9 protein-coding genes and 2 pseudogenes are annotated in these 11,287 nt (G+C 40.9%); 6 read left to right on the forward strand and 5 right to left on the reverse strand.

Annotated elements, in window-relative coordinates; translation table 11 throughout:
* Nucleotides 1-590: pseudogene (locus PX482_RS17315) on the reverse strand (helix-turn-helix domain-containing protein); the annotation flags it as partial.
* Between the two features lie 351 nt (nucleotides 591-941).
* Between PX482_RS17315 and PX482_RS17320 the strand changes: the two are divergent.
* On the forward strand, nucleotides 942-1,658 hold the full coding sequence (locus tag PX482_RS17320; RefSeq protein ID WP_288122753.1) for a hypothetical protein: 717 nt from the start codon (nucleotides 942-944) through the stop codon (nucleotides 1,656-1,658).
* A 14-nt stretch (nucleotides 1,659-1,672) separates the two neighbouring features.
* Here PX482_RS17320 and PX482_RS17325 read toward each other — a convergent pair whose 3' ends face one another.
* Entirely contained in the window at nucleotides 1,673-3,001 is a 1,329-nt protein-coding gene (locus PX482_RS17325) for a hypothetical protein (protein WP_052275264.1), read from the reverse strand.
* A gap of 127 nt (nucleotides 3,002-3,128) precedes the next feature.
* Here PX482_RS17325 and PX482_RS17330 point away from each other — a divergent pair, with 127 nt between their 5' ends.
* Nucleotides 3,129-5,111: an autotransporter outer membrane beta-barrel domain-containing protein gene (locus PX482_RS17330; protein WP_288058797.1), complete on the forward strand. Its 1,983-nt coding sequence runs from the start codon at nucleotides 3,129-3,131 to the stop codon at nucleotides 5,109-5,111.
* A 6-nt stretch (nucleotides 5,112-5,117) separates the two neighbouring features.
* Here the strand turns inward: PX482_RS17330 and PX482_RS17335 are convergent, their stop codons facing one another.
* Nucleotides 5,118-5,765: a Uma2 family endonuclease gene (locus PX482_RS17335; RefSeq protein ID WP_002759554.1), complete on the reverse strand. Its 648-nt coding sequence runs from the start codon at nucleotides 5,763-5,765 to the stop codon at nucleotides 5,118-5,120.
* A gap of 72 nt (nucleotides 5,766-5,837) precedes the next feature.
* Nucleotides 5,838-6,260: a DUF928 domain-containing protein gene (locus tag PX482_RS17340; RefSeq protein WP_223213000.1), complete on the reverse strand. Its 423-nt coding sequence runs from the start codon at nucleotides 6,258-6,260 to the stop codon at nucleotides 5,838-5,840.
* A gap of 30 nt (nucleotides 6,261-6,290) precedes the next feature.
* Between PX482_RS17340 and PX482_RS28135 the strand changes: the two are divergent.
* Together PX482_RS28135 and PX482_RS17355 are read left to right on the forward strand one after the other, a co-directional pair.
* Nucleotides 6,291-7,611: pseudogene (locus tag PX482_RS28135) on the forward strand (ISL3 family transposase).
* An 845-nt stretch (nucleotides 7,612-8,456) separates the two neighbouring features.
* On the forward strand, nucleotides 8,457-8,738 hold the full coding sequence (locus tag PX482_RS17355) for a hypothetical protein (RefSeq protein ID WP_002759549.1): 282 nt from the start codon (nucleotides 8,457-8,459) through the stop codon (nucleotides 8,736-8,738).
* A gap of 23 nt (nucleotides 8,739-8,761) precedes the next feature.
* On the opposite strand, the gene PX482_RS17360 is transcribed toward PX482_RS17355, so the two are convergent.
* Nucleotides 8,762-9,742 carry an aspartate carbamoyltransferase catalytic subunit gene (locus PX482_RS17360; RefSeq protein ID WP_288122757.1) on the reverse strand — a complete coding sequence of 327 codons (981 nt, stop codon included), beginning with the start codon at nucleotides 9,740-9,742 and terminating at the stop codon, nucleotides 8,762-8,764.
* An 83-nt stretch (nucleotides 9,743-9,825) separates the two neighbouring features.
* Here PX482_RS17360 and PX482_RS17365 point away from each other — a divergent pair, with 83 nt between their 5' ends.
* Both PX482_RS17365 and PX482_RS17370 read left to right on the forward strand, forming a co-directional pair.
* Complete coding sequence (locus PX482_RS17365) at nucleotides 9,826-10,428, forward strand: GUN4 domain-containing protein (protein WP_288122759.1); 603 nt, start codon at nucleotides 9,826-9,828, stop codon at nucleotides 10,426-10,428.
* 110 nt (nucleotides 10,429-10,538) lie between these two features.
* The coding region (locus PX482_RS17370; protein WP_288122761.1) for an HlyD family secretion protein at nucleotides 10,539-11,287 on the forward strand (749 nt) is incomplete at its 3' end.

An 11,287-nucleotide genomic window follows, 5' to 3' on the forward strand; every position in this document is an offset into this window, starting at 1 on the left:
CTTAATGCTTTTCTTTGCCCAGATATTTGTTGACGATCTAAATTAAATAGCATTCGATAAAGTTGATGACAAGATTGTTGGAGATGACGAATTTTTTCCGATGGGCAAATCACAATAGAAGAAGCGGAAGAATTTAAAAACTTTTTTGCTTCTGGTAGCTCTAAAGTTTGGCACAATTGTTGCAGATAATTATCATGAACGTAAAGCTGAAAACGATTGGAAAAAGGATGTTGAAAAACGGAAATTTCTGATTTAGGGGGGATAATCCCCAGATAGTTATTTTCTAATGGATACAAATTTTGGAAGAAGACAGAATTCACCTGAACAGGAATCGCAAAAACCCACATTTTAGAATGGATTACTCCCGCAACATTCGTTAAACAATTACGTTGCGATAATTCTAACATCACTTCATCGATGATGATCCTTGAAAGATACCCTTCAAAATGATCACCACTGAGTTGTAAAGCATCTACGTTGAGAAATTCTCGATTCTGAAAATAGCGAGAAAAGTCACAAACATATTCACTTTTAAAGGTTAATTCCTGAGAATTAATTAAAATATTGGTTTTATTGTCAAAAATAAACATCTATATATAACTATTTGGTTATTGAGTAAAGTTAAAATTTTTTTGCCCATCAATTTAAAAACTTGCGTTTTTCGGATCATCTTAGCATAGAGGACTGAGTAGTATTGAGTTACAGCAGAGTTGATTTGTTAAGTCCATCAGTGTAATCCAGGTTAAATCTCTCATCTCTCATCTCTCAACTCTCATCTCACCTTTGTAACCCCTAAATCAGGTTTTTATGTCAAGCTATTTTGAAAGCCTTGCTAGAAACCAGTTTTAGGGATAAGTATAATTACTCACTTGTATAAATGAGATGCTCCCATCTCTCAAATCTCTCACTTTTTTCCGTTATCAATTACTAAGGAGATTTCGATGGCTAAACAATATATGCCACTTGAAGATTGGTCTGGAACTGTGGTATTCGGTGGAGAAATTCCTCAATTACGTCCCCCGGCATTTTCTGACGACTCAAAATATACCACATTTAGCTATACCCATTATCTAGAGGGATTGGAAATTTCCGATAGCTATATCTATGATCCAGGAGGATCAGAAATTTCCGAAGCTGTTGCTAGGGAAATCGCTACGTTCGCCGTTCCCCCGACAAATTATCCAGGGAGATTGGAAATTTTCGAAGCTGTTGCCCCTAATATTAGCACTCGTTTCTATGCCATCGAAGCAACTATTGATTTCTCCAAAGCTAAAGGGGACTTACAAGGTGTTCTGATGGCGCAGGGTGGATATTTTGGTGGACATAGTTTCTACATCTATCAGGGAAAACTATGTTATGTCTATAACTGGTTAGGACAACAACAGAAGATCACCTGTGATCTTCCTCGTCTTAGTAGCGAGGTGACACTCAAAGTTGAATTTGCCAAACCAAAGATAATCGCCCCTTCCGATGAAAAGTTGGGTGACAGCACAATAGATAATATGAAACTGTATATTAATAACATCGAACAAAATGTCGATATTATAAGAACTTTATCAAATCATACTCCTAACTTCCTAACTAAATATAAACACGCAGCAATTCCAAATTCAGAATGTAGCAAGGAATACAGAATACAAAACGCTTTTGCCCTGTAGCTCCCCATCCAAAATCAAGAAGAATTAACGCGAGTAACAGGGATGGCCTCATCGAGCATAAAGTCTAAAAGGTGGTGCCAGCCTTCAAACAGCAGATACTTGGTTAAGCAAAGAACATCGTTAAAAAAGCCTCTGCGAGTCCCCCTTTGCATCCGAGCCCGTTGATAGCGTTCATCGACTAGATGCAGAACAGTATGAAATAAGAAAGCCAGGAGATTGAGGGTCAACAGAAAAGAGGACAAATGTTGCTGACCATGTCCAAAATTATGCTCCAAATGATAGCCCCGAGTTTTGAGCACATTGTGATTCTCATTTTCGGTTCGCCAACGGCTCCGTCCAGCAGCGCAGACCAGAATGACCCGTTGGGGAGTCAGGTCGTGGTTAGTAATCCAGCTATTGCGATAGAGAAGTTGACCATCCGACTCGCGCTTAACGGTCACCTCACACCAATTGACCAGTAAGGCGGGTTGTTGTTCGCGCAGGGGGACTTGATTGAGATAACGATAGTCCCAAATTTCAAAGTATCGCCCATTCCAACGTCGCTGTTGAGTGGTTTTGACTTCTTGATTAGCCTCCAGGAAAGAAACCCACTCATAGAGAGTCGGATGGGAGGACGGTAAACAGACAAAGATAAAGTTGAAATGGTGTTCCAAACAATATTCAGCCATCGGTTGGCGACTATAGAGGTCGTCGCCTAAGAGGGTGATGGGCTGGCCTTCAAACCAGGACGCATGGCTCGCTATCCAGCGTTTTGCCGCGTTTTGCTCACAGTCTTGTTTCTCACTGCCATCTTGAGGAGTGATAAATTCTGGTGGCAAGGAAATGACCGATTTTTGGTCAGGAGAGACAATTACAGGCAAAATAGCTTGATGGTGATAAGTTACCTTCCCCTGTTTCGAGGTGCGGGTTGAGCAACAAGGACAACTAATTTTCTCTGAATCATAGTACTGAGTCCCATCTAGGGCGACGAGTAAGTTGCCATCCAAGGCTGTAAACAGCCTCAAATAGCCTTGTTCTCTCAGACCTTGATAAATCCATTTGAACGGTGAAAAAAGAGGCTTTGCGGCTATTCTATCGAGAATATTCTTTATCTGTTCTATGGTCGGGATATTAACCAGACCAAACAGACTTTGAGCATTATCTCGTCCACAACGACTATTCAATTGACGCTGATATTCTAGAAAGGATTCATTTTGCATAAAGAAGCTAGCAAATGCCCCCAAGACCGCGTCTTTTAGACTGTAGCGAGTAGCATTGCTAGCACTGCGCGGGTCAACCATGCCAGCGATAGCCCTGTGGAAGTAGCTCAGCATCCCTATAAAACTCAAATCTTGGACTTCCATTCCTGCAAAACCCAATGGGCAACTCGTTCACTCTATTTTGAGGGACAGAAGCGAAATCAATTCTGTATCCTACACTACCGTTTGAATTTGGAATTGCTGCCAAACCATTGCCCTAGTCGGGGGGGATGTGACTTTAAATAGTGGAAGTTTAACCGCTTTGGGGGGAAGAATAGAAGTCGGAAGCGTCAGAAATATGGGTAATGTCAGCTTAACTCCTGTTCCTAAGGGATGGAGGCTAGGATATGAAGGGATAGATAGTCAATCCCAAGGTCAAATTACCTTATCTCAACTGGCCTTGCTAAATAGTAGCGGGTTAGGAGGGGGCGAGATCAAGTTAACCGCTCAAAAGGTCGCTTTAATCAATGAATCTGCCATTTTATCAGTAACACTTTCTGACCAAGATGGGAGAGATATTTCAATTCAAGCGCAGGATATTCGTTTGAGTAATGGTTCGATTATTGGTACTGGAACGTTTATTGATACTCTTGGTGATAGTGGGAGTGTCATTATTAAAACCAATAATTTAACGGTACAGGGAGCATCTCTTATTGAAACCACTACCCTTGGACAAGGAAAGGGGGGAAATTTAATTATTAATGCCCAAAATGGCGTTAATGTGATTGATGATGGTTTTATTGCAGCGGGTTCTTTGGGTGCAAGTCAAGATCAAACTGGTTCAGCAGGAAACTTAATCATTGAAACACAAATTTTAAATATTAATGAAGGGGGAGAAATTCTCAATGCAACCAGTTCTGGTCAAGGGGGAAATTTAATCATTAATGCTTCAGAAAGCATTAATATAGATGATTTTGATAGTGCTATCTACACAGATACTTTCGGAAGAGGGAATGCAGGAAATCTTGAGATTAACACAAAAACTTTAAGAATAAGTAACGGGGCGCAAATTTCTGCGGCCACGTTTGATCAAGGAAAAGGAGGAGATATTCTGCTCAGAGCGAGCGATAGCCTTTACATTACAGGAATATCCTCTGATCTGAGATTTCCTAGTGGGATTTTTACCTCAACAGGGATCATTGGGTTTGATTTTCAACCTCAAGGAGAAGGGGGAAACCTTTTGATAGAAACAAGACGCTTAACCCTCACAGATGGCGCGGTGATTTCTACATCTACCATTAGTCCCAAAAATGCGGGAAACGCTGTGCTAAATATTAGCGATACCTTATCCTTAGAACGGAATGCTCGAATTACTGCCAGTACAAGTGCTGATGGCAATGCAGGTAATATTCGCTTGAATGTGGGGAATGAGCTATTAATGAATCAAAATAGTCAAATATCTACCGCAGTAACTAGAAATTCATTAGCTAGGGGTGGATTGATCGAAATCAACGCCAATTCTCTTAATCTCCAAAATCAATCAGAAATTAGCGTTCGTTCGGAAGGACAAGGCAACGCAGGTAATATTAATATTAATCTGACGGGTTTATTCAGTGCCACTAATAGTGATATTACCGCAAATGCCAATCAAGGCGCAGGGGGAGAAATTACCCTCACCGCAGATAACATCAGATTACAGGGAGATAGCGATATTCGGACGAATGTAAATAATGGAGCAGGAGGTGGCGGAAATATTACTGTAACAGCTAATTCTATCCTATTATTCAATGATAGCGATATTTTAGCTTTTTCTCGTGATGGACGAGGTGGCAACATTCAATTTAATACGCCTGTATTTTTTGGTAATGGTTATCAACCGATTTCGAGTGAAAATGATCCTAATACCCTAGATGGTAACGATAGAGTCGATATTAACGCCAGTGGTGCAGTCTCAGGTGCAATTATTATTCCAGACTTGACCTTTATTCAAAATAGTATCGTTCAGTTGCCAGAATTCTTGATTAACCCTGAAAAACTCTTAGCTAATAGCTGTATTTCACCTAATCAGGACCGCGGGGGTAGTTTTATCATAAAAGGCTCAGGAGGTGTCCAAAATCGGCCAGGAGATATGAATACTCCCTCTTATTTCCCTGAAATCATTCAACCTATTCCTGAAACACCCGCTCAACCTTGGAAAAAGGGTGATCCTATCATTGAACCGCAAGGGGTTTATTACACTCCAGACGGACGACTTTATCTTAGTCGAAAATGTTAGGATTTTTCAACTATTATCTATATTTTCCGTCAGCCAATTTTTAAAGTTTCTGATGGCTTCACTTCTCCCCAGTTGTTGACTTTGTTTAACAAATTGATTAATTAATTCAATAATCGGAATCTGAGGAAAATTGGGACTGCTTAAAGACTCAATATATTCTCCTTCTTGTAATAAATTAATCTGTAGGCCACTTTGAGTATAACGCCACAGTTCGGGAACACCTAACTGTCGATAATTATCTAAATAGGTACGGGAAGTAATATCAATTTCTAGGACTAAATCAGGGGGGGGATCACTTTCTAAATTAAGTCTATTTTTGCCAATAACGGCTTGATAGTTTTTAATATAAAAACAGGCATCAGGTTCAACTGCTTGATTCATCCGCTCGTTTTTAAATGTTGTTGATCCTAACGGTTCAAAATCAATATTGAGTACTTCTAACAAAAACTGAACCATATAACTAATGATTTCTTTATCTTTTTCATGTTCGGGTAAAGGTACCATAATTTCTAATATTCCGTTACTGTAGGATAACCGAGAAGCACGACTTTCTCCTAATTCTGATAATATTGTCTCAAATTTTTGCCAGTTAAGCTCTTTTAAAAGTAACTGTTGACCGGGATTGACGATAATTTGTTCTAAGGCTAATTGCATGGCTTTAGCTGAAAATGTTGATTTCTTAGTTTAATTATACCCTTACTCATAGGATTTCAACAAAAATTAAGCCTATTTGTAATATTCTGCCAGTTTTATTAAAGTGTTATTTCGTCGAGTAATAATTTTGGCATCAACCCCTTCAGATGGCTCTAAATGTTCAGATTCTACGAGAGATTTAATAAAATTAGAAACTTGAGGGTTTAATTCTCCTTGATGGGTTGAAGATAAGCTCGTCATTAAAGCATCATACCATAACCCATTTTCGGCATAGCGTTCTGCTTGTTCAGTTTTTTGAAGTGAATTAGCCACTTGTTGACTTAAAAAAATGGGCATTTCAACCACTCTAAATTCTGCTCGTTGAATCATCCAAACGTCAGGACTTTGACGAATAGCGACTTGCCAAAGATACTTTTTACCCACTGCTAAAGGGGTTTGATTACTGGGAAAAGAAAAGTTATGAATTCCTCCTTTTTGTTGAAATCGTACAGCCAAGACCAGCAATTTTAGACACAAGCTATACTTATGCCATCAAATCCACAATTAAAGTTAATGACCGAGCTACTTCACCTAGAAGGAGTTGTCGTTACCAATTATCAAATTATTACCGATGCAGGAATTGTTTTACATTTAGAAAATATGTCAAGAGAAAGCCAGTGCATTCATTGTGGAAGTAAAACGGAAAAAGTTCATCAAAACAATGAATTAACAATCCGAGATTTACCCTTTGGAGAACAGGCATTATATCTGAGAATCAATCGTCGTCAGATGAGATGCGAGAAATGTGGGAAAAAATTCACAGAAGAACTAAATTATTTGCCGAAGAAAAGAACCTACACAGACAGATTTAGAAAAAAAATAGTGGCCGAAGTCCTGAATAGTGATCTCAAAAATACGGCAGAAAGAAATGGAGTAAGCGAACAAGAAATAGAAACGATGCTCAAAGACTTAGGAGAAGACTTAATAACCGCAAAACCTCAAGGTCTAAAAAAACTAGGAATAGATGAAATAGCCATGATAAAGGGAAAAGGAAATTACTATGCTGTGTTAGTAAATATATAGCGGTTCTCGCATCTGTGCGGCACACTTAAACCTTTGCTGATTAAGCTGTTCAGGATCGGGAATGTACCTCTTGTGAATCAGAAACGCTATAGACACAGGAAAAATTGTAGGCTTAGTAGAAAAAAGAACAGAAGAAGCATTAACAGAATATCTGAAACAGTGGGGAGAAGAGGTTTTGAGCCAAATAGAGGAAGTAAGTATAGACCTGTGGATAGGGTATAAAAATGTGGCAGAAAAACTAATGCCTCAAGCGCAAATAGTAGGAGATAGATTCCAGGTAATGAAACAAGTAAATAACGAGCTAGATGAAGCCAGAAAGGAGGTAAAAAGAGAGGCAACCAAGATAAAAAATAAGAAAAATAAAGAAAATATCTTAGCAGGAATAGCCAAGAGCAAATATACCTTATTAAAGAATGAAGGAGACTTAGTAGAGAAGGAAAGGAAAAAATTGGAAGAAGTATATAAAGTGTCTCCAAAACTTGGGGAAATGCACAAATTAAAAGAGGAATTTAGAGAAGTATTTGAGAAAAATACGGAGGGGAATGAGGGATTATTTGCCTTGAGCGATTGGATAAAAAAGGCGATGGCTTACTTTCCTAAAAGCTGCCAGACAATGAGGCGGTGGATTGACGAAATAACTGCCTATTTTGATAACCGAACAACCCAAGGAACAGTGGAAGGAATTAACAATAAACTGAAGGTGATTAAAAGGAGAGGCTATGGATTTAGAAACTTTAAAAACTTTAGTCTTAGATGTTTATTAAATTGGCATTTTGCTAGTTGATTTTACATGGTAAGTTCGGAAGAACCCAAATTACCTCATTTGTTGAGGGGGGGACTGGATGGAATAATTTACTTCCTGATCCCGATCCTGCTACTTTAGGAGGGATAGGATTAGGTTTACGCTGGTTAGTGGCTAATGGTTTAACTGTTCGTTTAGATTACGGGATTCCGTTAGTTTCTGTCGATAATTCCGGAAATTCACTGCAAGAACAAGGGTTTTACTTTTCGGTGAGATATAGAAAAGCATTCTAGCATATTCTGAGAGAATTATAATAATAGTTCTCAATTAACTTAATCCGAATCTTTATCTTTTGTCGCTTCGTTAATTTCAGCTTTTTTCTTAAAGAACGTAGGTTGGGTTGAAGCATGAAACCCAACGCCCGATTATGTTACGCTAACGCTAACCCATCCTACAAATAATTGTGCCTACCTACTTAATTTCAGCGTTTTTCTTAAAGATGAGGTATAATTAATGTCGTTTGTGCTTCGAGGCGAGCGCTCTGTTCAAACCCTCATTCTGTAAGGCTTCTGGGGTTGGTGATCGCAGTCTTGGATTTCAAAAAAGCCTAAAGATATTATCCAACCAGGTTTTTAGATTTATTCAGCCAACCCTAGTTAAAAAAGAGAGGAGTAGGTCGCCATATCTAGTCCCTTGAGAACGGAATTCGGTATGGGTCAAAGTTTCTAGAAAAGCCCTAGGGGTAGCTTGAGTATTTATACTTATTGCAAAATAGGTATGCTTTTCCTATCATAAAGTTGACTGGTAATCGTGCCGAACTAATTAGCGAAAATTTGGGTCTAAAGCCCTTGGAATGATGTTTTTATTGTATTCAGGAAGTTGAAAAAATGAAGACCAAATCGATCATAAGCTTACTATCTCTTAGCATTATGGGAATGTCAATCTATGCGGGTCAAGCTAATAGTAGTGATTACCGGGCTTTGACCCCGGAAGAAACATCACGGTTGACTGATGCTTTGCTAAAACAGGGTTGTAGGAATCCTAAAGCGATGAAATTTGATGTTGAGACTAACCTATTTGAAGCAGAAGATGCTGTGTGTGAGGGAGGAAGAAAGTATGATATTTACCTTGATAGAAACTTTAGGATTGTTTCAATGAAACCAGACTAAAAGATCAAATCCCTGAGAAGCTTTTACCGGTCGTCGCGAAGATTACCAATGAGGTATAACAAAGCCATTCTGACAGCGACACCACTGGTAACTTGTTGGGAAATTAGACTAAAATCGGGATCATCCATTAAATCGGAACTAATTTCCACCCCCCGATTCACAGGACCGGGATGAAGTACCTTCACCCCCGGTTGACAGGATTGCAAACGAGGACGAGTAATGCCAAAACTTTGATGATATTCCCGTAAACTGGGCAAAAGATTGGCAGTCATGCGTTCTTTTTGCAGTCGCAGGGTCATCACAAAATCGGCCTTTTCTAAAGCTGGTTCTAAATCCCAGTGGAGAAATAGGCGATCGCACAATTCCCCAAAATATTTCGGCAGTAGGGTGGGGGGTGCGGACAAATGTACTTCCGCCCCAGCCGTGGTTAAACTCCAGATATTGGAACGAGCGACACGAGAATGGAGTATATCCCCAACAATAGCGATTTTTTTACCCTCTAACAGTTCTAAACGGGGATTGTCTTCGTCTAACAGACAACAGATCGTAAACAGGTCTAAAAGTCCCTGGGAGGGGTGTTCGTGTTGACCGTCCCCAGCATTAAGAATACTGACCCCCGACTGCAAACGATCCATTTCTGCGGCAATTAAATCGGGAACTCCCGACTGTTGATGTCGGATGACAAAGATATCCGTACCCATGGCCACATAGGTTAAAGCGGTGTCGAGAATCGTTTCCCCCTTAGTCAAACTGGAACTACCCGGGGCAAAATTGAGAACATCGGCCGAGAGACGTTTCGCCGCTAGTTCAAAACTACTACGGGTGCGGGTGGAAGGTTCAAAAAAAAGATTTGTCACCACTTGACCTTGTAGGGCCGGCACTTTCTTGGTACGTCGGGAAAGAACTTCACGAAAACTAGAGGCCGTTTGTAGCAGGGTTTGGTATTCTTCCGGTTGCCAGTCTTGCAATCCCAAAATGTGGTGTCGGATCCAAGTGAAAGCCATAGGCGTTAAGGAGGCGGTAAAAACGGCAAATTTCGTCTATGCTATTGTAGGATTTCTTTGCATCAGGTTAATAAATAGGGTTTATGAGAATTAATTTTTCCTTCTGTCAGATCACTCTTGCGATCGCTTTATTTCTCAATCCCTTGCCGGCGATCGTTGCCCAGACTGCCACCTCTGGGGAAATGGTATCACCGACCACGGGCATTAATTACACTCGCCTGAAAAATTTCCTCGCTCAACAAAATTGGCGACAAGCTAACGATGAAACCCGCAATTTAATCCTGAAAGCAACCGGACGGGAATTACAGGGCTGGTTTACCATGGAAGACCTGCAAAAATTGGCCTGTTGGGATCTGCAAAAGATGGATCAACTCTGGAAAGAAGCTTCCGGGGGTCGTTTTAGTTTCAGTACCCAATTTCGCATTTTTATCGAGACGGGTAATCGACCGGGGCGCTTAGTGGCGATCGAAAATTTTCAAACTTTTGGCGATCGCATCGGTTGGCGTAAAGATGGTGATTGGATTATTTTTAAAGAGAATCTTAACTATACCCTCAATGCACCCGTCGGTCATCTGCCGGCGCCCCGGGACGAATATCAGATCGCCGGTGGTCGCCTAGAATACACCACCCTCGCCCAAAGATTAGTCACCTGTAATATTGTTAGCTTAGGGCAAAGCAAACAGTGATCACGCGATCAATTCTGTAGAGTAAAATTTAAGGAAAAGCTTCTCTCCTCACCTTCCCTTTTTTTCCGATTTACTAGCACTTTTTCTGCCAAAACTCCCTAAATTTAACAATGATTAAACGATCCGTTAACCTATCGAGAGCGATCGGTTCGTCGATCGCCGTTTCCCTAATTATCACCGGTTGCGCCCCCCAAACCCCCCAAGCCACTCGACCGGCGGCTGTTCCCGTCAAACTGCAAACCCTCGGCACCGACAAATTAGTGCAAAGTAGCGAATTTGTGGGTACTTTGATCGCCCAAGAGCGTGTTAGCGTCTCCCCTCAGATTACCGGTCGGATTCGGACTATTTTCGTTAAATCTGGCGATCAGGTAACTCAGGGACAAAAAATCGCCGAATTGGATCCCGAACAACAACAGCAACAGGTAAACGCTGGCATCGGCCAGGTAAATTCGGCCAAAGCGAACCTGAATGCGTCTGAGGCGGATTTAAGGCAAAGACAAGCGCAAGCGAGGGCAAATAAAGCCCAAATTGCCCAGAATCGGGCAAATGTGGCCAATGCCGAAGCCAATGTGAAAAGTCAGATCGCCACCTTGAGCGCCGCCGAAGCTGATTTACAGAGAGCGAGAGCTAATTTAGATTTAGCGGAAAAAAACCTAAAAAGAGCCGAATTTCTGGTCAAACAAGGCGCACAGCCCCAACAGGACTTAGATGATCGCCGCCGCGACATTCAGGCCGCCAGGGCGGAAGTAGAGGCCCGGTCTAAAAATCGTGATGCGGCCCGTCAACAGGTGACGGCGGCTAGAGCTACCCTACAGGCAAACAAAGAAGCATTAAATATCGCCATTCAAAACGAATTAGC

The organism is Microcystis sp. M53602_WE12, from assembly GCF_030065455.1.
In the GTDB taxonomy this organism is placed as follows: Bacteria; Cyanobacteriota; Cyanobacteriia; order Cyanobacteriales; family Microcystaceae; genus Microcystis; species Microcystis aeruginosa.

Coding starts and splice junctions, on each gene's coding strand:
- PX482_RS17335 (WP_002759554.1), bottom strand. CDS start 5,765: ATGCAATTAGCCTTAGAACAAATTATCGTCAATCCCGGTCAACAGTTA.
- PX482_RS17320 (WP_288122753.1), top strand. CDS start 942: ATGGCTAAACAATATATGCCACTTGAAGATTGGTCTGGAACTGTGGTA.
- PX482_RS17360 (WP_288122757.1), bottom strand. CDS start 9,742: ATGGCTTTCACTTGGATCCGACACCACATTTTGGGATTGCAAGACTGG.
- PX482_RS17365 (WP_288122759.1), top strand. CDS start 9,826: ATGAGAATTAATTTTTCCTTCTGTCAGATCACTCTTGCGATCGCTTTA.
- PX482_RS17355 (WP_002759549.1), top strand. CDS start 8,457: ATGAAGACCAAATCGATCATAAGCTTACTATCTCTTAGCATTATGGGA.
- PX482_RS17325 (WP_052275264.1), bottom strand. CDS start 3,001: ATGGAAGTCCAAGATTTGAGTTTTATAGGGATGCTGAGCTACTTCCAC.